Source organism: Salipiger bermudensis, assembly GCF_017309175.1.
In the GTDB taxonomy this organism is placed as follows: Bacteria; Pseudomonadota; Alphaproteobacteria; order Rhodobacterales; family Rhodobacteraceae; genus Salipiger; species Salipiger bermudensis.
On record NZ_JAEKJV010000001.1, the window covers coordinates 103943 to 123665 of the forward strand.

The following is a 19723-nucleotide window of genomic DNA, read 5'->3' on the forward strand; positions in this document are numbered from 1 at the left end:
TGCGCGCCTCAGGCGCCTGCGGATGCTCTATCGGCCAACAAAAAAGCCCCGCGCGATGCGCGGGGCTTTCTCTTTGTGCGGCAGGCGCGATCAGTCGTGCTTGTGCTTGATCGGGCGCCAGATGCGCTTGTTGGTGAGGTAGAGCAGCACCGAGAGCACGGCGAGGAAGATCACGCCGGCGAAACCGGCCTGCTTGCGCGCCATCATCTTGGGCTCTGCCGTCCACATCAGGAAGGCCGCCACGTCCTTCGCCTCGTTCTCGAGCGAGTTCGGGTGGCCGCCGTTATACTCCACGTCCTCGCCCATCAGCGGCGGGGCCATGGAGATCCAGCCGCCCGGGAAGGCGTGGTTCTCGTAGAAGGTGGTGCCGGCCTCGACCTTCTCTTCGCCGGTGTAGCCGGTGAGGATCGAGGCGATGTACTCGGCGCCGCCCATGCCGTTGAAGAGCTGGCTCAGGCCGGTGCCGTAGGGGCCGTGGAAGCCCGCACGCGCCTTTGCCATCAGCGACAGGTCGGGGGCGCCGACGCCGTCATTGACCGGGAAGTGGTCGGTCGGGATCGCCGGGCGGAAATCCTCGAGCTCTTCGTCATAGATCTCGAAGTTCTGCTCCGCGTAGGCGCGCACCTCGTCTTCCGAGAAGTGCGGGCCGCCCTCGTCGCCGAGGGTGCGGAACGGCACGTAGCGAAGACCGTGGCAGGCCGAGCAGACCTCGGTATAGACCTGCAGGCCGCGCTGCAGCTGGTCCTGGTCGAAGGCGCCGAACGGGCCTTCGAAGGAGAAGCTGTAATCCTCGACATGGCCCATGTCGCCGGCGGCAAAGGCGCCGCCGGTGGCCAGGCCGAGGGCCATCGCGGTCGAAAGGGCAAGTTTCTTGAACATGGTCATCTGTCCTTTCTGTCTCACTCTGCCGGGGTCGTGGCGGAGGAGCCGGTTTCCGAGGTCTTGCCGTAATGGGCCTCGAAATCTTCCTCGATGGTCGCGGGTTGCGGCAGCGGCTTCTCGAACACGCCGAGCAGCGGCAGGATCACGAAGAAGTAGCCGAACCAGTAGGCCGAGCCGATCAGCGAGAAGCTGGCATAGGGCTCTTCGGCGGGCATGGCACCGAGCCACATCAGCGCGATGAAGTCGATGACCAGCAGCCAGAACCACCACTTGAACTGCGGGCGGTACTTGCCCGAGCGCACCGAGGAGGTGTCGAGCCAGGGCGCCAGCGCCATGGCGATGATGGCCCCGAACATGGCCAGCACGCCGAAGAACTTGGCGTCGATGATGCCGCCCGTAAGGAACGAGGCGATCTGCACGACCCAGACTTCCGAGGTGAAGGCACGCAGGATGGCGTAAAACGGCAGGAAGTACCATTCCGGAACGATGTGCGCGGGCGTCGAGAGCGGGTTGGCCTCGATGTAGTTGTCGGGGTGGCCGAGATAGTTCGGCATGAAGCCGACGATGGCCCAGAACACAGCGAGGATCAGCGCGAGCGCGAACAGGTCCTTGATGACGTAGTAGGGCCAGAACGGAACCGTGTCCTTCTCGGCCTCGGCCTTGGAGCCGCGACGGACGTCAACACCGGTGGGGTTGTTGTTGCCGGTCGAGTGGAAGGCCCAGATGTGCACCGCCACCAGCGCCGCGATGACGAAGGGCAGCAGGTAGTGCAGCGAGAAGAAGCGGTTCAGCGTGGCGTTGTCGACCGCCGGTCCGCCCAGCAGCCAGGTCTGGATCGGCTCGCCGATGAACGGGATCGCGCCGAACAGGCCGGTGATCACCGTGGCGCCCCAGAACGACATCTGGCCCCAGGGCAGAACGTAGCCCATGAACGCGGTGCCCATCATGCACAGATAGATGAGCATGCCGATGATCCAGGTGACCTCGCGCGGGCTCTTGTAGGAGCCGTAGTAGAGGCCACGGAAGATGTGCAGGTAGACCGCGACGAAGAACAGCGAGGCGCCGTTCATGTGCAGGTAGCGGATCATGTAGCCGCCGTTCACGTCGCGCATGATGTGCTCGATCGAGGCGAAGGCCATGTCGACGTGCGGCGTGTAGTGCATGACCAGCACGATGCCGGTGATGATCTGCAGCGCCAGGCAGAAGGTGAGGACGATCCCCCAGATCCACATCCAGTTCAGGTTCTTGGGCGTGGGGATCATGATGGTGTCGTAGAGAAGTCCGACGATCGGCAGGCGCTTGTGCAGCCAGCGCTCGGGGCCGGTCTTCGGTTCGTAATGGTCGTGCGGAATACCCGACATCTAGATGCCTCCCTTATCCCAGCAGAATGGTGGTTTCTTCGACGAATTCCGCCGTGGGAACCGGGAGGTTCTGCGGGGCGGGGCCTTTGCGGATGCGACCGGCCGTGTCGTAGTGCGAGCCGTGGCAGGGGCAGAACCAGCCGCCGACGCCACCGGCGGTGTATTCGCCGGCATTGCCCAGCGGCACGCAGCCGAGGTGGGTGCAGACACCCATCATCACCAGCCATTCGCCGGTCTCGTCGAGCGCGCGGTTGGCGTCGGTCGCGTCAGCGCCTTCGGGGATGTTTGGGTTGCGCGCCACCGGATCGACCAGTTCGCTCATCTCGACGCCCTGCGCGGCCTCGATCTCGGCCTCGGTGCGGCGGCGGATGAACACCGGCTTGCCGAGATACTGAACGGTCAGCTGGGTGCCGGTCTCGACGCCCGAGACATCGACGCGGATCGTGCTCAGCGCGCGCACGTCGGCGGACGGGTTCATCTGGTTGACCAGCGGCCAGACGGCTGCGCCGGCAGTGACGGCGCCCGCACCGGCGGTGGCATAGTAGAGGAAGTCCCTCCGAGTGCCTTCGTGATCTTCTGCTTGTGTCACGGGGTAATCTCCATTCCTCACGGCCTTTTGCTGGCCATAATAGCTAGATAGCCGCGTCCCGATACGGCTTTTCCGCTCGCGTGTTTAGCGATCTGTCATGTGTCCGTAAAGCAATCATGAACGTACATTGTGCCAAAGTGCGCATCTGTCGCAATTGAAACGCTTTGCCTGCAGGACTATGTGACGCCGAAGCCATGCAAAGCGCGCGGAGCACATCCATGAAAGCACTGATTCTCACAGCGACACTTTCCGTCGCCGCAGCAGCGGCGTCGCAGGCCGCAGCGCAGGATTACGAACTGTCGATCTATTCGGGCTGGCAGACCGCGCCGCACAGCCGCGTGTCGGGCGACTATCCCGGCGGCGGCGATTACGACGCCCTGATCGGCTGGGACGGCAAGAGCTTCGAGATGCCGCCCTATTACGGTCTGCGCGGCACGTGGTGGCGCTCTGAAACCTTCGGCGTGGCGCTCGAATTCACCCATGCCAAGGTCTATGCTCCCGACGACGAGCGCGAGGCGATCGGTTTCGACAGCATGGAGTTCACCGACGGCCACAACCTGCTCACGCTGAACGCGATGCGGCGCTGGCCCGAGCAGTGGGGCACCGCGACGCCCTATGCCGGCGCGGGCCTCGGCATCGCCTTCCCGCATGTGGATGTCGAGACCACCGGCGGCGACAAGACCTTCGGCTACCAGCTGACCGGTCCCGCCGTGCGGCTGCTGGCGGGCGTCAGCTACCCGATCAGCGAGCGGGTCTCGATTTTTGGCGAGTACCAGTTCACCTATTCGAGCAACGAGGCCGATCTCGACGGCGGCGGCTCGCTCGAGACCGACATCAAGACCAACGCGATCAACGTCGGCCTGTCGCTGAACTTCTGATCACGGCCTCGGTTGGAAACGCAAAAGCGCCCCTCGGGGCGCTTTTTTCGTTGCTGGGGTCTGTTCCCGCGCGCCGCCGGGCCGGGGGCCTCAGCGCTTGCGGACGAACTCGGTGCGCAGGACGAGGCCCTTGATGGTGTCGTGGCGGCAGTCGATCTCGTCGGGGTTGTCCGTCAGGCGAATGCTGCGGATCACCGTGCCCTGCTTCAGCGTCTGCCCGGCGCCCTTCACCTTCAGATCCTTCACCAGCACCACGGAATCGCCATCCGCCAGCAGGTTGCCCGCGGCGTCGCGGATCTCGACCGCATTCGCCGTTGCGAGCTCGGAGGCCGGGCGCCATTCGCCGCTGGCCTCGTCATAGACCCACTCTTCATCCTGATTGGCCATCGCCTGTCCTTCCCGTCATTCGCCCGCAAGGGGCGCTTAGTCGCCCGTGCCGATGCGCGGCTTGCGCGGCAGCATCACGATCACGGTGCCGATATAACCGATGCAGAACAGCACCAGCGTGATCCACGCATAGCTCACCGCGGCCGCCAGCGCGAAGGCGACGGCCACGAGAAAGAACTTGGCGTTCTTGCGCGGGATGCGGGTGGTCTTGAACGACCAGGTCGGGATGCGGCTGATCATCAGCAGCCCCATCGCCACCATCCACAGCGCCAACACGAAGTCCGGCAGGAACGGGCCCGAACCGAGCGCGAAGCTCAGGAACATCGGCAGCATCACCAGCAGCGCCCCGGCAGGGGAGGGGACGCCGGTGAAATAGGCGTTGTCGTGGCTCTTGTCCTCTGACTTGCGCTGCACGTTGAACCGCGCGAGGCGAACCACCGCGCAGACCGCGAAGACCAGCACCGCGAGCCAGCCGAAGCCGCGGCTGTCCTCGAGCGCCCAGGTGTAGAGCAGCAGCCCCGGCGCGACGCCGAAATTGAGGAAATCCGCGAGGCTGTCGAGCTCGGCGCCCATGCCGCTCTCGGACTTGAGGGCGCGGGCGAGGCGCCCGTCCATGCCGTCGAGCACCGCGGCCAGCAGGATCAGCTGCACCGCGAAGGTGTAGGAGCCCTGCAGCCCGAGCTTGATCGCCGTCAGGCCGGCGCAGATCGCCACCACCGTCAGCATGTTGGGCAGGAGCTGGATGATCGTCAGCTTCTCGGTGCCGGGCTCCCTCGGGTGCCCTTGGGGGGCCTCCGCCTCGGGCCGGGGCTCGGAAGGGGTCTCGGGATCAGTGGTCATCGCCGGCCCCGCTGGTCAGGTCGGCGATCACCGTCTCGCCGGCCACCATGGTCTGGCCGATGCGCACCTGCGGGGCGACGCCTTCGGGCAGGTAGACATCAAGCCGCGAACCGAAGCGGATCAGGCCGAAGCGCTCGCCACGGTCGAGCCAGTCGCCCTCTTTCTTCCACCACATGATGCGCCGCGCCACGAGGCCGGCAATCTGCACCACCGCGATCTCGCGACCGTCCTGCATGCGCAGGCGCAGGGCGTTGCGCTCGTTGTCCTCGGAGGCCTTGTCGAGCGAGGCGTTGAGGAACTTGCCGGGGCGGTAGGCGAGCTTGACCAACTCACCGGCGACCGGTGCGCGGTTCACGTGACAGTTGAACACCGACATGAAGACCGAGACCCGGGTCAGCGGCTCGGGGCCCATGCCGAGCTCGGCCGGCGGCACGGCGGGCTCGATCAGCGAGACCACGCCATCGGCGGGGCTGATGACGAGGCCGGGGCGGACGGGGGTGACGCGGTCGGGATCGCGGAAGAAGTAGTAGCACCAGACCGTGAGACCGACGCCGATCCAGCCGAACGGCTCCCAGATCAGGAACAGGATCAGGGTGATCGCGGCGAAGATCGCGACGAACTTGCGCCCCTCGGGGTGCATGGGCTTGATGAAGGTGTCGCGCATCCGCATGGCTGGGATCCTCCCGCGTGTCTTGGAAACTGCCGTGGCTTACGGAGCATCGCGGGCCGTTGCAAGCCCGCGCGGCATTACGTGTCCGGTTCCGTTGCGATCATCGAGGGCCTTGCGGCAAAGCCCGCATGCCATTCCGCCAATGCGTCGCGACCGGTGCGCCACTTGCGCGCGTCATGGCGGAAATCAAGATAGCTCAACGCGCAGGCCATGCCGATATGGCCGATGTCGATGCGCCCGTGCAGGTGGCTCATCCAGCGCGTGCTTACCGCGTCGAGCGCGCGCGATACTTTGGCCCATTGCCCCTCGATCCACTCCATCGAGACCTTGTCTGCCGGGCGGAAGCGCTCTTCGTAGACGATCAGGACGGCGGCATCCATGATGCCGTCGGCGGTGGCCTCGAGCGTCAGCGTGTCGAACTGGCGGACCTCCGGATAAAGCCCGGTCTGGGCGCGATGGTCGAGGAAGCGGCAGATGACGCGGCTGTCATAGAGGGTCGGGCCGTCGTCACGGATCAGCGCCGGGATCTTGCCCACCGGGTTGGCGGCGATCAGGTTGGGATCGGGGGTCAGCGGCGAGGCGGTGACCTGCACCTGCTCGACCGCGTCGTATTGGTCGGTCTCGTGCAGGGTGACGAGCACCTTGCGGACAAAAGGCGACGGGCCGGCCTTCAGCAGTTTCATGGGTCTGCTCCTTGCTGTTCCCGGAGAGGCGCCCCGGGGTGGTTCGTCGCGAAACCTAGGCAGCGACGCGTACAGGAGCAAATCTTTTCGGAAAGATGTGCGGAGCTTCGGTGTCGTCCGGCGCCGGTCAGCCCGCCTTCGGGTGGGTCGCGGCGTAGACCTTCATCAGGTGCACCTCGTCGACCGAGGTATAGGCCTGCGTGGTCGACAGCGACGCGTGACCCAGCAGCTCCTGGATCGCCCGAAGGTCGCCGCCGGCGGCGAGCAAGTGGGTGGCGAAGCTGTGGCGCATGGCGTGCGGGGTTGCGGTGGCGGGCAGGCCAAGCTGCAACCGCGCCGCCTCGGTCACCTTCTGGATCAGCCGCGGGTTCAGCGCGCCGCCGCGCTTGCCGCGGAACACCGGCGCGTCGGGCTCGGGATCATAGGGGCAGAGCCGCAGGTAGGTGTCGAGCGCGCGCCGTGCGATCGGCAGCACCGGCACGATGCGCTCCTTGCCGCCCTTGCCGACGATGCGCAGGCTCTCGCCCAGAGGCAGGTCGCGCCCCCTGAGCCCCAGCGCCTCGGAGATCCGCAGCCCGCAGCCGTAGAGCAGTGTCACCACCGCCGCGTCGCGGGCGCCGATCCAGCTGTCGGCGGCCTGCATCTCGACCGTGTCGATCATCGCCTTGGCGGCATCCTCGGCGAGCGGGCGCGGCAGCTTCTTCTGGAACTTGGGCGCGCGGGCCATCATCACTGCAGTGGGCTCGAAGCCTTCACGCTCGGCCAGCCAGCGGTAGAAGCTCTTCACCGCCGAGAGCTTGCGCGCCATGGTGCGCGAGCCCACGCCCTGACCACGCAGATGGGCAAGAAAGGCGCGCATGTCGGGCGTCGTCACGCGGGCCAGCGGCGCCAGCCCCTGCGGCTCGGCGTGGTGCGAGGTCAGGAAGACGATGAACTCGAGCACATCGGCGCGGTAGGCGGTGATGGTGTTCTCGGAATTGCCCTTGAGCGCGCGCGCCGCCGTCAGCCAGCTCTCCAGCGCGTCGCGCGCTGCCGGGGAGATCTCGAGCGTCACGCCAGCCAGCGCCGCATGGCGCGTTCGAACACCCCGGCGAAAAAGGCCAGCAGGTCGGTGCCCTGCTGCGGGGTGAAGAGATGCGGATCTTCCGAGCCCATGACCAGCAGGCCGGGCAGGCGACCGGGGCCGAAATCGAGCCGCAGGCAGGCTTCCGAGCGCATCCACGAGGCGCTCTCGCCATAGATCGCCGGGTCTCCCTCGCTCATCTGGCGCAACGTCACCTGCCGCTTCGGCGCGTGGTTGCGGCCATCGGCGAGGAAGGCGTCAATGAAGCCGGGTTCGGCCACCGAGAGCACGTCGCCCAGCCGGCGGATCGCCGGATCGCTGTCGTTCTGCACCGACTCGAGCACCAGCTTGACGCTATCGACGCGCAGGATGTCGGCCACCTCGCCGCCGAGATCGCGCAGGAACGGCTCGAACTCGAGCGGGTCGAGCATCCGCAGGATGGCGCGGTGGATCTGGTTGGTGCCGGCGAGGTTCTCGTAGGCTGCTGCGATGACGCTGCGATGGGTGTCCTCGAGCCGGTCCAGCCGGGCCTCGAGCCGATCCATGGCGATGCCGCGCAGGTCGACGATGTTGCCGCCCATCGCGCGCTCGTTCGCGGCGATCAGCGCCTGCATCAGGTCGCGATCGTCGAGGATCATGTCGGGGCGCGAGATGATCTCCTCGCGCAGCGACTCGTCGATGGTCTGGGACTGTCTGCTCATGCCCGCCTCTTTGTTGTTTGCCGGCAACCTAGCAGGGCGATGCGCGGATTGCGCGCCATTTTTCGACGGTGGCGCCCGGTTTCGCGTGTCTGTTGCGCATCGGTCGGGCGCTGCCTGTCATGCGAAAGGACTGAACCGATTTTCCGACCGTGGTGGAAAGCTTTGGCCGCCGGCGGGTTCCGTGCCAGACTGGGGCAGGAACGGAGGAGACACATGCCAAAGATCACAGGGCCAAAGATTACTGGGCCAGACATCACCAGCCCGAGCCCCTGCCAGACCGTCATCACCACCTTCGAGACCTCGCCCGGCACCTGCCAGGACCTGCTCGATGCGTTGGAGGAGGCCTATGCGGGCTTCATCTCGAAACAGCCCGGCTTCATCGCCGCGGGCCTGCACGTCAATGACGCCCAGACCCGCATCGCCAACTACTCGCAGTGGCAGAGTCGCGAGGACTTTCAGGCCATGCTGCGCAGCGAGGAGATGCGCGAGCACAATCGCCGTTTCAACGCGCTGTGCCGCAGCTTCGAGCCGGTGCTGTATGACGTGGCGGCGACCTACGGCTGACGCGGGCGGCGCGAGTCGCTGCGGCTCATGATCAGGCGGCCCGTGATCAGGCAACCCGTGATCAGGCAGCCAGCGGACGGGCGTCCTTGCGGCGCTCGTTCACCTCGAGCCGGTATCCCGCCCCGCGCACCGTCTCGATCTTCAGGGCCGGGCCGACGCTTTGCAGATGCGCGCGAAGGTTGCACATGTAGACGTCGAAGACCCTTGGCGCCGGCTCGTTCTCGAACCCGTAGACATGGCCCAGAAGCGCGTCGCGGGCGGCCAGCCGGCCCGGGCGCAGCACGAGGAACTCGAGAATTTCGTAGAGCTTGGGCGAGAGGGACAGCGTGACCTCGCCGAGGTGCGCGCGCCGCCGCTCGAGATCGAGCAGCAGCGGTCCGCGCTCGACCAGCGGGTGGGCGACGCCATGGGCGCGGCGCGCAACGGCGGAAAGGCGCGCCAGTGCCTCGGGCAGGGCGGCGGTGTCCTCGATCACCGCATCGGCCCCGGCCATCAGCCAATGTGCGATGCGTTCGGGGGCAGGGGCGGAGGCGATCAGGCAGATCGGCACGTCCGGTCTCTGGGCGCGCAGGTCGGCAAGGCTCACGTGGCGGCCAAGCTGGGAGGCCTCGAGCACCAGCAGGTCATGCTGACCCATGCGGTGGAAATCGGCAAGCTCTTCGCCGGCCTCGCAGCTTGTCCGCAGCAACCCGCTATCGGCCACGGCCTCGGACAGGGTGACCATCTTCCAGTTCGTTTCACCAATCAGGTAGCGCATGTGGGACTCTCCTCGCTCAGGCTCGTTCGGGATCGACTTTGTGGATCGGTCGGCGCGGCGGGAAACGGCTGCTGCGCTGCGGGGCATCGGCGCGGTCAGCGAAAGATCCGGCGGTTTCGGGGATCTGGCGCTGAGGTTCGGTCGATGTGGCGCGTTCTGCGGCCTGCACCCGAGACGCTACGGTCAGATTGCGACCGAATTGTGATCGGAACCGGGCCGGGTGAGGGTGATATGGATCAAGGCATAGCCCCTTTGGATAGCGCAAACTCGACGCAGAATCTTTGAAGGAGGCCGCGCATGTACACCAATATCCTTGTCCCGATCGCATTCGACAGTGACGCCAAGGCCGAGGCGGCGGTGGCCGTCGCCCGTCAACTCGCCGGCGACGACAGCACCATCACCCTGCTGCACGTCATGGAGCATATTCCGGGCTACGCAATCAGCTACATGCCGCCCGATTACCTCGCGCAGTCGCGCGCGGCGGTGCAGTCCGAGCTTGACGCGATGGCCGCCAAGCTTGGCCATGCCTCGGGGATCGTGGTCGAGGGCCACTCCGGCCGCACCATCCTCGACTATGCCGAGGAAACCGGTTCCGATCTGATCGTCATCGCCTCGCACCGGCCGGGCATGGGCGACATGCTCATGGGGTCGACCGCGACGCAGGTGGTGCGCCACGCCAAATGCGCGGTCCACGTGCTGCGCTGAGGCATTGGGGCGGCGCGGTCAGCGCGCCGCCAGCAGCGCCCGCTTGCGGGCGAAGACGTCCTGCCGCGGCAGCCACGGATAGGCGTCGTCCTCGGTGACGGCGCCCCAGAAGAGCTGGCCGCCATTGCGCCACGGGTCGAGCACGATGCCCTCGTACATGCTGTCGCCCGGCGCGGTGACCACGACGGTGCTGTGCTCGATGCGGATGGCGCTTTGCGAGTTGGCGATGGCACGCTGCAGTTCGAGCGTCTCGAACCCTTCCTGTGCCAGCCGCGCCTGCAGATCGTCGGCCCACTGGTAGCACAGGCCGCGGGGCTTGAGGCCTTGGTTGACCTTGATGTTGTGAATGATCGGCGGATCCTCGACCTGGTACTCCACCGCGAGCCGCAGCGGGTACTCATAGGCGATGGCCGCCGCCCGCGCCGCCTCGCCGGCGTCGATGCCGGGATCGAGGGCGTGGATCTCGTCGGCAAGCGCCGAGATATCGGCCTCGGTCGGGCGCGGGAGATCCTCGGGGCGCTGTGTCGCGCAGGCGGCCACGAAGAGCGTGACACTCAGGAAAAGCATTGTGGTCAGTTGTCTGGGGAGGGGCAATGTCGGGCCGGATCGTTGCTTGGGTCGGGGCCGAGTGTCCGCAAAGCCGCCCGGGATGGCAAGCCGCGCCGTGCCCGCGATGACGCCGCCGTGATCGCGCTGCATCGCGGCTGGCATCGGGGGGCACGATTGCGCGCGGGGCCCCGCTGGGCTAAGCCGGTCCGACCTGACGTGACGACCGGAGCCAGAACATGTTTCGCCTGATCCCCGCCCTCGGCCTCGTTCTTGGCCTCGCGGCCTGCGCCAACGGCCAATCCCAGCTCGATGAGCCGCTTGAGCCGATCGGGGATTTCAAGCTTGGCCACGCCGCCGTGGTGGCGCCGAACCTTGTCGAGGGGCCGGTCTCGCGCAACGCCACCGAGGAGGAATGGATCGCCTCGGTCGACGCCGCCATTGAAGAGCGCTTCCGCCGCTACGAGGGCGACAAGTTCTACCACATGGGCATCAGCGTCGAGGGGTTCGTGCTGGCCCAGCCGGGCGTGCCGCTGGTGTTCAGCCCGAAATCGGCGCTCATCCTGCGGGTGACCGTGTGGGACGACGCCACCCAGAGCAAGCTCAACGCCGAGCCCGAGCAGTTCACCGTGCTCGAGAGCTTCACCGCCGAGACCGTGGTGGGTTCGGGCGTCACCCAGACCAAGGCGCAGCAGATGCGCAACCTCTCCGCCAACGCGGCGCTGCAGATCGAGAAATGGATGCGGCGCATGCAGGAGGACGAGGGCTGGTTCGGCGGCCCCGACGCCAACCCGCCCGCTGCCGCGCCCGCCGCCTCGCCCGAGCCTGCGGCAGAGCCCGAGGCGGACGCGGACCCTGCGACGGAGACGTCGCAAGAGGCCGCCTCCTGAGGCGTCGCCGCGGCGCGGCAATGCCCGGCGCGGCGTGCTTTCCTGAAAACCCGCGATCACAAGGGCTTGTGCTTCCGGCCCGTCTGGCCGTGTCCCTCGGGGCGCGGCCGGGCGGGCCCGTGCCCATCCGTGCATGAACGGCTTGATTTTCCCTCTGCAAGCCAATAAACGGCCCGCGATGCGAAACCGGGTCATTTGGGGCCCCTGGAAAAGGCGAGGCGTCTTAGAAAGATGGCAAAGGAAAAGTTTGAGCGCGGCAAACCGCACTGCAACATCGGCACGATCGGTCACGTTGACCACGGCAAGACGACGCTGACGGCGGCGATCACGAAGTACTTCGGTGACTTCCGCGCCTACGATCAGATCGACGGCGCGCCGGAAGAGAAAGCCCGCGGCATCACGATCTCGACCGCGCACGTGGAGTACGAGACCGAGAACCGTCACTACGCGCACGTCGACTGCCCCGGCCACGCCGACTACGTGAAGAACATGATCACCGGTGCTGCCCAGATGGACGGCGCGATCCTGGTTGTGAACGCAGCTGACGGCCCGATGCCGCAGACCCGCGAGCACATCCTGCTGGGCCGCCAGGTGGGCATCCCCGCCATGGTCGTGTTCCTCAACAAGGTCGACCAGGTGGACGACGAGGAGCTCCTCGAGCTCGTCGAGATGGAAGTCCGCGAGCTGCTCTCCGAGTACGACTTCCCGGGCGACGACATTCCGATCATCGCGGGCTCCGCTCTCGCGGCGATGGAAGGCCGTGATCCGGAAATCGGCGAGAACAAGATCAAGGAACTGATGGCTGCCGTGGACGAGTACATCCCGCAGCCCGAGCGCGCTGTCGACCAGCCGTTCCTGATGCCGATCGAAGACGTGTTCTCGATCTCGGGCCGCGGCACCGTTGTGACCGGTCGTGTCGAGCGTGGCGTCGTGAACGTCGGCGACGAACTGGAAATCGTCGGCATCCGCGACACCAAGAAGACCACCTGCACCGGTGTCGAGATGTTCCGCAAGCTGCTCGATCGCGGTGAAGCCGGCGACAACATCGGCGCGCTGCTGCGCGGCATCGACCGTGAAGGCGTCGAGCGTGGCCAGGTTCTCTGCAAGCCGGGTTCGGTCAAGCCGCACACCAAGTTCGAAGCCGAGGTCTACATCCTGACCAAGGAAGAAGGTGGCCGTCACACGCCGTTCTTCGCGAACTACCGTCCGCAGTTCTACTTCCGGACCACCGACGTGACCGGCACCGTGACGCTCCCCGAGGGCACCGAGATGGTCATGCCCGGCGACAACCTGAAGTTCGCGGTCGAGCTGATCGCCCCGATCGCCATGGAAGACGGCCTCCGCTTCGCCATCCGCGAAGGCGGCCGTACCGTCGGCTCCGGCGTCGTCTCCAAGATCATCGAGTGATCTTCGGACCGGTCGTGCCGCACGTCGGCGCGACCTTTCGAAACGTTTAAAGGGGCGCCCCGAGGGGCGCCCCTTTTGCATGTCGGGCCTGTGGCCGTTGCCGGGGGCGCCGCGTGACGCGGCGCTCCCGGAGAATGCGACTTACTGGTAGTTGTGGACCGCGGCCTCGACGCTGGCTTTCTTGTCGGCCGCGCTGTTTTCGTCCTGCACCAGCTGGTACACGGCGATCGCCTGCGAGTTGGTCAGGGCTTCGACATTGGCCGTCGGCGCAATGCGCTGGAGCGCGGCGCGGGCGTTGTCGCCGGTGTTGTACGCCTGGGCGGATGCGGCGCCGGACAGGGCGGCAACGGTGGTGATGGCGGCGGCGGTGAGGGTGATGAAGCGTTTCATGTCAGGTTCCTTTGGTTCTCTGCTGCACATCTTGTGCGGTTGATCGTGTGATCCGTGCTTCGGATGAGTGAGATATCGGTCGGAAACCCGCCAGTTTCAAATCACGCCAACGCTCACGCCGCCTCGCGACTTCGTGCGCTTGAACGTGAGCGAACGCGTCCCATAAGCATGTCTAAAGAGCTGAAACCTTAATGGTTCCTGGCGATCTTGGCTGACAGCGGGTCACGCGTTTGACGAGTGCTGCGTGAGCTGTGAGCCGAATTGAGCGCTACTTCGGCGATGCGATAGCTGTTGTGAATAAATGCACATAATGGGTCGGGCGGGTAGGCGCGCAATGTTGTCTTGCCAGAGCCCCGGCCGAGGCTAATTTTGTTGCCATGAACGAGCTTGTCCCCCGCACCGATGATGTCATCCAGTCCGCCTTTGTCCTGGCGGGCAATCGCCACAGTCAGACCCTCTCGGCGGCCGAGGTGTCGGAGGTCCTGCGCAGCGACGAGTTGGGCTGGGTCCATCTGCGCGCCCAGCATCCCGACACACCCGCCTGGATCGTCGAGAATCTCTCTTACCTCGATCCCACCATCATCGACGCGCTGGTCGCGGAGGAGACGCGTCCGAGGGTGACCCGCGTCGGCGACGGGCTGATCGTCATTCTGCGGGGCATCAACACCATCGAGGGGCAGGACCCCGAGGACATGGTTTCGGTGCGGTTGTGGATCGACCCTTACCGCATCGTGAGTCTTGCCCGCCGCAAGGTCCGCGCCATCGAGGAGATCGCGACCGAACTGGACCATGGGCGTGGCCCCTGTGACTGCGCCGAGTTCCTCGTGACGCTGGTCGAACGGCTCACCCAGCGCATCGAGCGGCACTGGAACGGGATCGACGATCTTGCCGATGATCTCGAGGAGGCGGTGCTCGACGAAGCCGGGCCGGAGGTGCGCGCGACGCTGGTCGACCTGCGCCGGCAGGCGATCATCCTGCGCCGCTACCTGCAGCCGCAGCGAGACGCGCTGCGCGCGCTGCAGACCGGGCAGCCTGCATGGCTCGAGAGTGACGACCAGCGCCACCTCGCAGAAGAACTCGACGCGCTGGAGAGGGTGGTCGAAGACGCCGACGCGATGCGCGAGCGAATGGCGCTGGTGCGCGACGAGCTTAACGGCCAGGCCTCTGAGCGGTTGAACCGCAACATGTACCTTCTGTCGATTCTCTCAGCGGTGTTCCTGCCGCTTGGATTCCTCACCGGATTGTTCGGAATCAACGTCGCGGGCCTGCCCGGAACCGGCGAACCGCTGGCCTTCTGGTTCTTTGTGGGGGCACTTGTGATCGTGGCCGCGCTGCAGCTTGCGGTGCTGCGCAGAATGCGGTGGATCTGAGGTGCTTTTCCCGCTTGCAAAGCCGTGGAGCCTCTCGTAAACGGGGCACCGGCCTTAGGGGTATAGCTCAGCTGGTAGAGCGACGGTCTCCAAAACCGTAGGTCGCGGGTTCGAACCCTGCTGCCCCTGCCAATTCCCTCACTGACGGATAATGATCGGCTCATGTGCGAGCGGTCTGCGTTGCGGGCGGGCAGGCGACATGGTGCTTGCCGGCGTGAGTGTGTGATGTTATATCGTAAGCCATTGAGGCGTTCGGAAATCGTCTCAGGGTGACTTCGGGCTGGCTGCTTTTGCAGTCGGCCCTTTTTCGTCTCGGCGTCTAGCCGGCGCGACCAACCGACCGGCCGCGCGCACAAAAAAGGGCCGCGCAAAAAGGCGCGGCCCCGATGTTGTCGCTGAAGTCGGATTACGACAGAGCATCTTCGATCTTGTTGCGCATCTCGGCGTCTTCATCGGCACCGTAGATCGCTGCGCGGATCTCGTTCACCTGCTCGGTCGTCAGCACGGTAAGGTCGGCGTCGGGGGCAACCGATTTCACGGCCTGCATTTCACCGGTGGTCAGGTTCGGTGCGGCACTTTCCATGTCCTTCAGGAGCTGGACGCGAACGTTGTCCGGGTTGTCGTCCTGATCCACCAGGGCGATGACTTCCTGCTTCTCGGCGTCGGTCATCTCGTTGAGGCGCCATTCCGGCACATAGGCGGTCAGGTCCATCTCGGAGACGTCAGCGGAGGCCGGGCTTGGGTTGTCCATCGCTGCGATGGCTTCGATATCCTGACGCTTCTGGGTGTCCGAGCTGCCGCTGTTTGCGACGGCGAACATCTCGGTGACCTGATCATCGGAAAGGACCGAGAAGTTGGCATCCGGATAGTACATGGTGATGGCTGCACGCTCAGCGTCGGACGCTGCGAAAGCGGAGGTTGCCATGGTTGCGGCGAGTGCGGTAGCGGTAAGAAGACGTTTCATGATACGATCCTTTCGTCTCGTGGAACTTTTAAACTTTCGATGTGCGGAGCGTGGCGCCCTGCGATTGTGACTGAACAACCGCCGCCGAGACGGAATGGTTCCTGCCGAGCCGCGGCGAAAAAATATCGTCCAAACATCTGGCATCCTGAAGTTTTCTCCGACGAGCGCGCGAACGCTCCGGGCGTCGATTGGTTGCGTGCGGATGTGGCGGATTTTCTCAGATTTTCGTGAGAGTGAGCGCCCGCGCCGTGATCGTCCGGGAGCGTCTCGTGACCTCCCGGGCGCCCGGTCGGGCCCTTGCCAGCGGGCGCGGAGCCTCGTATATGCGCCAAAACCGCATGCAAACGGAAAGCACCCCTCGATGGCCAACCCCATTCAGTTCATTCAGCAGACCCGGGCCGAGGTCGCCAAGATCGTCTGGCCGACCCGCCGCGAGGTGCTGCTTACCACTGTCACCGTCTTCATCATGGCGGCGCTGACCGCGAGCTTCTTCGCGATCGTCGACATCCTGATCCGCAGCGGGTTGCAGGGCCTTCTGTCGTTCTTCGGCTGAGGCCGGGGCGAAACCGCCCGCCGGGCCTTGAAATCAGCCGGGCAGGGCGGTAGGGGACGGAACACTTTCCTCAGGCGGGCGTGCAGCGATTCGAGTTGCACGCCGGTTTTTGTTTGGGGCGAGGCCGTTCCGAGGCGCAAACGCCTCGCGAGAAAAACGGTCGCGTAGACGCGAAAGACTGCCGGCAGAGATGACCGGCGCAAGGTTGGAAGAGGGGCCCTATGGCGAAGCGGTGGTATTCGGTCAGTGTTCTGTCGAACTTCGAGAAGAAGATCGCGGAGCAGATCCGTCAGTCTGTCGAAGAGCAGGGGCTCGAGGACCAGATCGATGAGGTCCTCGTTCCGACCGAGGAGGTCATCGAGGTGCGTCGCGGCAAGAAGGTGACCACCGAGCGGCGCTTCATGCCCGGCTACGTGCTGGTGCACATGGAGATGTCGGACCAGGGCTATCACCTGGTGAACTCGATCAACCGCGTCACCGGGTTCCTTGGTCCGCAGGGCCGCCCGATGCCGATGCGCGATGCCGAGGTCGAGTCGATCCTGGGCCGCGTTCAGGAAAGCGACGAGGCGCCGCGCACGCTCATCCACTTCGAGGTGGGCGAGAAGGTCAAGGTCAACGACGGTCCGTTCGAGGGCTTCGATGGCATGATCGAGAGTGTCGACGACGACAACCAGCGTCTGCGCGTCGCGGTGTCGATCTTCGGCCGGGAGACCCCGGTCGAACTGGAATTCACTCAGGTCTCCAAGCAGGGCTGAGGATTGGTGGCGGGATTGCCCGCCGCACGCGGCAGAGATGCCGTTTCACCGTGGCAGGCGAGGTCATCGCGATGACCGGACCAGACCACGCAACGCAAAAGCCCCGAGGACGCGTTCGAGGGGTGTTGTAAAGGAGAAAGACAATGGCCAAGAAGCTTGCCGGCGTCATGAAGCTGCAGATCCCTGCAGGCAAAGCGAACCCGTCGCCGCCCGTGGGCCCCGCCCTCGGTCAGCGTGGCATCAACATCATGGAATTCTGCAAGGCGTTCAACGCCAAGACGCAGGAAATGGAGCCCGGCGCGCCGTGCCCGACCGTGATCACCTACTATCAGGACAAGTCCTTCACGATGGACATCAAGACGCCGCCCGCGTCTTACTACCTGAAGAAGGCGGCTGGCCTGAAGCCGGTCGGCAAGCGGAACCGTCCGCGTGGTGCCGAGAACCCGGGCCGCGAGACCGTTGCGACCGTCACCACCAAGCAGGTGCGCGAGATCGCCGAGGCCAAGATGAAGGACCTCAGCGCGAACGACGTCGAAGCTGCAATGCAGATCATCCTTGGCTCCGCCAAGTCCATGGGCATCGAGGTGAAGTAAGATGGCAAAGCTCGGAAAACGCACCCGCTCCGCCCGTGAGGCCTTTGCAGGCAAGGAAGACGTGACCGTCGAAGAGGCCGTCGCCCTGATCAAGTCCGCTGCCAGCGCGAAGTTCGACGAGACCGTCGAAATCGCGATGAACCTCGGCGTCGACACCCGTCACGCAGACCAGATGGTCCGTGGCGTGATCGGCCTGCCGAACGGCACCGGCAAGACCATGCGCGTCGCCGTCTTTGCCCGTGGCCCGAAGGCTGAAGAAGCCCAGGCCGCCGGTGCGGACATCGTGGGCGCCGAAGACCTGATGGAGACCATCCAGGGCGGCACCATCGAGTTCGATCGCTGCATCGCGACCCCGGACATGATGCCGATCGTCGGCCGTCTCGGTAAGATCCTCGGCCCGCGCAACCTGATGCCGAACCCGAAGGTCGGCACTGTGACAATGGATGTCGCCCAGGCCGTCAAGGACGCCAAGGGTGGCCAGGTCCAGTTCCGCGCCGAAAAGGGCGGTGTGGTTCATGCCGGCGTCGGCAAGGCTTCGTTCGACGAGGCCCAGCTGGTCGAGAACATCCGCGCCTTCGTGAGCGCGGTTGCCAAGGCCAAGCCGACCGGCGCCAAGGGCACCTACATGAAGAAGATCTCGCTCAGCTCCACTATGGGCCCGGGCGTGACCGTCGACGTGGCCAACGCCGCCAGCGTCGAGTGATCTTCGGATTGATCTGATCGGAAAGGGCGGGCCTTCGGGTCCGCCCTTTTTCTTTTTCGGGGCTTATTCTTTTGGGCGGCGCTTACGCGCCCCGTGCGCTGTTCGGCGGCTCTAGCCCCGCGCCATCGCGAGCAGGTGCTGCGTGCGGCGCGCCAGCCAGAAGGACAACGGCCCGACGGCCATCGACAGGACGAAGGCGATCGGCCAAGCGGTCGCGAAGCGGGTCAGCCAGATGCCGACCCAGCCGGGCGCCAGTGCCGCGGGGATGGCGGTAAAGATCCCGGTCATCAGGAGGGCCATGAGGCAGGAGATGAAGACCTGCGCGAGAATGACGGTGGCTTTCGTAGGGGGTGTTTCGTTGACAACGGTCATGCGTGCTCTCTGCATATGTAGGGCAGGGGCGGGAGACCGTTCGCAACAGCGCTCGCGCACCCCACCGGAATGGGTGTGCGCCGCGGGTTCGAAACTCGACTAACTCTCGCGAGGATGCGAGGGCCGGGATAACCGAACCGGCCTGGCGTTTTTCGGCCTTAGCCGCTTAAAGACCGGAGGAGGCTGCGTCAAGCCCGGACGCCCGTGTCGGTGTCACGCGAGCGTGACGGAACCTTTTTCACCGCGCCCCTTGGCAGGGTCGGGCAAAACCGGTATTCAGCCGCTGTTGAGGGCATCCGCGCGATTCGTGGACGCCCTCGATTTCGTCCGAGACGGTGGGTTGGAGGCATCCTATAAATCCTGCCTGAGACGGGAAGAGACATACGAACCGGATCTTACAAGTGTTCCGGCGACGCGATGCGACGACCCGAATCGGACCTTCTTGGCCGGGGAAACCTGGCTTGAACGAGCCGGAGGGGTCTCCCCTCCATCAACTGGAGTGAAACTGTGGATAGAGCCCAGAAAGAGAAAGTGGTCGAGGAACTCGGCCAGATCTTCGAAAGCTCTGGCGTCGTGGTGGTATCCCGCTACGAGGGTCTCACGGTTGCCGAGATGACGGATCTTCGGGCGCGCGCAAGCGCGGCTGAGACGCAGGTCCGCGTCGCCAAGAACAGGCTCGCCAAGATCGCCCTCCAGGGCAAGGAATGCGAGAGCATCTCCTCCTACCTGGAAGGCATGACCGTTCTCACCTATTCCGAAGATCCCGTGGCGGCAGCCAAGGTGATCGAGGACTTCGCCAAGGACAACAAGAAGCTTGAGATTCTTGGCGGTGCGATGGGTGGTACGGCTCTGGACCGGGCCGGTGTCGAGGCCGTGTCGAAAATGCCGTCGCGCGATGAGCTTATTGCTTCCATCGTCGGCTGCATCGGCGCACCCGCTTCGAACATCGCCGGCGCCATTGGCGCACCTGCTTCGAACATCGCTTCGATCCTTTCCTCCATCGAGGAAAAGGCCGAGGCGGCGTAACGCGCAGTCAAAGGACACTCGTGGGGTTGCAGACCCGCACGTTGGAACACATCTAAAGATACGGAAAAGGCAAA

General features: G+C 65.2%; 25 protein-coding genes and 1 tRNA gene. 12 read left to right on the top strand and 14 right to left on the bottom strand.

Going from position 1 to position 19723, the window contains the following annotated elements; genetic code table 11:
- Positions 1-90: 90 nt before the first annotated feature.
- The 3 genes from JF542_RS00455 to petA are packed head-to-tail and all read right to left on the bottom strand — an operon-like array spanning position 91 to position 2832.
- Entirely contained in the window at positions 91-879 is a 789-nt protein-coding gene (locus JF542_RS00455) for a cytochrome c1 (protein ID WP_040545024.1), read from the bottom strand.
- 20 nt (positions 880-899) lie between these two features.
- Complete coding sequence (petB, locus tag JF542_RS00460) at positions 900-2243, bottom strand: cytochrome b (protein WP_007792892.1); 1344 nt, start codon at positions 2241-2243, stop codon at positions 900-902.
- Between the two features lie 13 nt (positions 2244-2256).
- The gene (petA, locus tag JF542_RS00465; protein ID WP_007792890.1) at positions 2257-2832 is read right to left on the bottom strand and encodes a ubiquinol-cytochrome c reductase iron-sulfur subunit; all 576 of its coding nucleotides are present in this window, start codon (positions 2830-2832) and stop codon (positions 2257-2259) included.
- A 218-nt stretch (positions 2833-3050) separates the two neighbouring features.
- Between petA and JF542_RS00470 the strand changes: the two genes are divergently transcribed.
- Positions 3051-3710: an outer membrane protein gene (locus tag JF542_RS00470; RefSeq protein ID WP_007792887.1), complete on the top strand. Its 660-nt coding sequence runs from the start codon at positions 3051-3053 to the stop codon at positions 3708-3710.
- A 90-nt stretch (positions 3711-3800) separates the two neighbouring features.
- On the opposite strand, the gene JF542_RS00475 is transcribed toward JF542_RS00470, so the two are convergent.
- From JF542_RS00475 to JF542_RS00500, 6 genes are all read right to left on the bottom strand, one after another.
- Positions 3801-4097: an alkylphosphonate utilization protein gene (locus tag JF542_RS00475; protein ID WP_207074349.1), complete on the bottom strand. Its 297-nt coding sequence runs from the start codon at positions 4095-4097 to the stop codon at positions 3801-3803.
- Between the two features lie 36 nt (positions 4098-4133).
- Positions 4134-4937, bottom strand: a complete 804-nt coding sequence (gene pssA, locus JF542_RS00480) for a CDP-diacylglycerol--serine O-phosphatidyltransferase (protein ID WP_404817557.1) — start codon at positions 4935-4937, stop codon at positions 4134-4136.
- Positions 4927-5607, bottom strand: coding sequence for a phosphatidylserine decarboxylase (locus tag JF542_RS00485; protein WP_007792878.1), 681 nt, complete (start codon positions 5605-5607; stop codon positions 4927-4929). Before JF542_RS00485 ends, pssA begins: the two co-directional genes overlap by 11 nt.
- Before the next feature lie 77 nt (positions 5608-5684).
- On the bottom strand, positions 5685-6290 hold the full coding sequence (locus tag JF542_RS00490; RefSeq protein ID WP_207074350.1) for a glutathione S-transferase: 606 nt from the start codon (positions 6288-6290) through the stop codon (positions 5685-5687).
- Between the two features lie 127 nt (positions 6291-6417).
- A complete protein-coding gene (locus JF542_RS00495) occupies positions 6418-7344 on the bottom strand; it encodes a tyrosine recombinase XerC (protein ID WP_207074351.1) in 927 nt (308 codons plus the stop codon).
- Complete coding sequence (locus tag JF542_RS00500; RefSeq protein ID WP_007792873.1) at positions 7341-8054, bottom strand: DUF484 family protein; 714 nt, start codon at positions 8052-8054, stop codon at positions 7341-7343. The genes JF542_RS00495 and JF542_RS00500 overlap by 4 nt, the downstream gene beginning before the upstream one ends.
- A 213-nt stretch (positions 8055-8267) precedes the next feature.
- On the opposite strand from JF542_RS00500, the gene JF542_RS00505 reads away from it, so the two are divergent.
- Positions 8268-8618, top strand: a complete 351-nt coding sequence (locus tag JF542_RS00505; RefSeq protein ID WP_207074352.1) for an antibiotic biosynthesis monooxygenase family protein — start codon at positions 8268-8270, stop codon at positions 8616-8618.
- 61 nt (positions 8619-8679) lie between these two features.
- Here JF542_RS00505 and JF542_RS00510 read toward each other — a convergent pair whose 3' ends face one another.
- Positions 8680-9375 carry a winged helix-turn-helix domain-containing protein gene (locus JF542_RS00510; protein ID WP_207074353.1) on the bottom strand — a complete coding sequence of 232 codons (696 nt, stop codon included), beginning with the start codon at positions 9373-9375 and terminating at the stop codon, positions 8680-8682.
- Between the two features lie 297 nt (positions 9376-9672).
- Here JF542_RS00510 and JF542_RS00515 point away from each other — a divergent pair, with 297 nt between their 5' ends.
- Complete coding sequence (locus tag JF542_RS00515; protein ID WP_207074354.1) at positions 9673-10080, top strand: universal stress protein; 408 nt, start codon at positions 9673-9675, stop codon at positions 10078-10080.
- 18 nt (positions 10081-10098) lie between these two features.
- On the opposite strand, the gene JF542_RS00520 is transcribed toward JF542_RS00515, so the two are convergent.
- Positions 10099-10647, bottom strand: a complete 549-nt coding sequence (locus JF542_RS00520; protein WP_242533535.1) for a hypothetical protein — start codon at positions 10645-10647, stop codon at positions 10099-10101.
- Between the two features lie 218 nt (positions 10648-10865).
- Between JF542_RS00520 and JF542_RS00525 the strand changes: the two genes are divergently transcribed.
- Both JF542_RS00525 and tuf read left to right on the top strand, forming a co-directional pair.
- On the top strand, positions 10866-11516 hold the full coding sequence (locus tag JF542_RS00525) for a hypothetical protein (RefSeq protein ID WP_207074355.1): 651 nt from the start codon (positions 10866-10868) through the stop codon (positions 11514-11516).
- Positions 11517-11747: 231 nt separating this feature from the next.
- A complete protein-coding gene (gene tuf / locus JF542_RS00530) occupies positions 11748-12923 on the top strand; it encodes an elongation factor Tu (protein WP_007792858.1) in 1176 nt (391 codons plus the stop codon).
- A gap of 141 nt (positions 12924-13064) precedes the next feature.
- Here tuf and JF542_RS00535 read toward each other — a convergent pair whose 3' ends face one another.
- A complete protein-coding gene (locus tag JF542_RS00535) occupies positions 13065-13313 on the bottom strand; it encodes a hypothetical protein (protein WP_007792855.1) in 249 nt (82 codons plus the stop codon).
- Positions 13314-13690: 377 nt separating this feature from the next.
- Between JF542_RS00535 and JF542_RS00540 the strand changes: the two genes are divergently transcribed.
- Together JF542_RS00540 and JF542_RS00545 are read left to right on the top strand one after the other, a co-directional pair.
- Positions 13691-14683, top strand: coding sequence for a zinc transporter ZntB (locus JF542_RS00540; protein ID WP_207074356.1), 993 nt, complete (start codon positions 13691-13693; stop codon positions 14681-14683).
- A 56-nt stretch (positions 14684-14739) separates the two neighbouring features.
- Positions 14740-14815 (top strand) — tRNA-Trp (locus tag JF542_RS00545).
- A gap of 274 nt (positions 14816-15089) precedes the next feature.
- Here JF542_RS00545 and JF542_RS00550 read toward each other — a convergent pair.
- Positions 15090-15647, bottom strand: a complete 558-nt coding sequence (locus JF542_RS00550; protein ID WP_207074357.1) for a hypothetical protein — start codon at positions 15645-15647, stop codon at positions 15090-15092.
- Positions 15648-16008: 361 nt separating this feature from the next.
- Between JF542_RS00550 and secE the strand changes: the two genes are divergently transcribed.
- The 4 genes from secE (at position 16009) to rplA (ending at position 18251) form a co-directional block, all read left to right on the top strand.
- Entirely contained in the window at positions 16009-16200 is a 192-nt protein-coding gene (gene secE, locus JF542_RS00555; protein ID WP_007792848.1) for a preprotein translocase subunit SecE, read from the top strand.
- A 221-nt stretch (positions 16201-16421) separates the two neighbouring features.
- Positions 16422-16955, top strand: coding sequence for a transcription termination/antitermination protein NusG (nusG, locus tag JF542_RS00560; protein WP_007792846.1), 534 nt, complete (start codon positions 16422-16424; stop codon positions 16953-16955).
- A gap of 143 nt (positions 16956-17098) precedes the next feature.
- Complete coding sequence (rplK, locus tag JF542_RS00565; protein WP_007792844.1) at positions 17099-17548, top strand: 50S ribosomal protein L11; 450 nt, start codon at positions 17099-17101, stop codon at positions 17546-17548.
- Position 17549: 1 nt separating this feature from the next.
- Entirely contained in the window at positions 17550-18251 is a 702-nt protein-coding gene (rplA, locus tag JF542_RS00570) for a 50S ribosomal protein L1 (RefSeq protein WP_007792841.1), read from the top strand.
- A gap of 111 nt (positions 18252-18362) precedes the next feature.
- On the opposite strand, the gene JF542_RS00575 is transcribed toward rplA, so the two are convergent.
- Entirely contained in the window at positions 18363-18623 is a 261-nt protein-coding gene (locus JF542_RS00575) for a DUF2798 domain-containing protein (protein WP_207074358.1), read from the bottom strand.
- A gap of 507 nt (positions 18624-19130) precedes the next feature.
- Between JF542_RS00575 and rplJ the strand changes: the two genes are divergently transcribed.
- Positions 19131-19649: a 50S ribosomal protein L10 gene (gene rplJ / locus JF542_RS00580; protein ID WP_207074359.1), complete on the top strand. Its 519-nt coding sequence runs from the start codon at positions 19131-19133 to the stop codon at positions 19647-19649.
- The last annotated feature ends 74 nt before the right edge of the window (positions 19650-19723 follow it).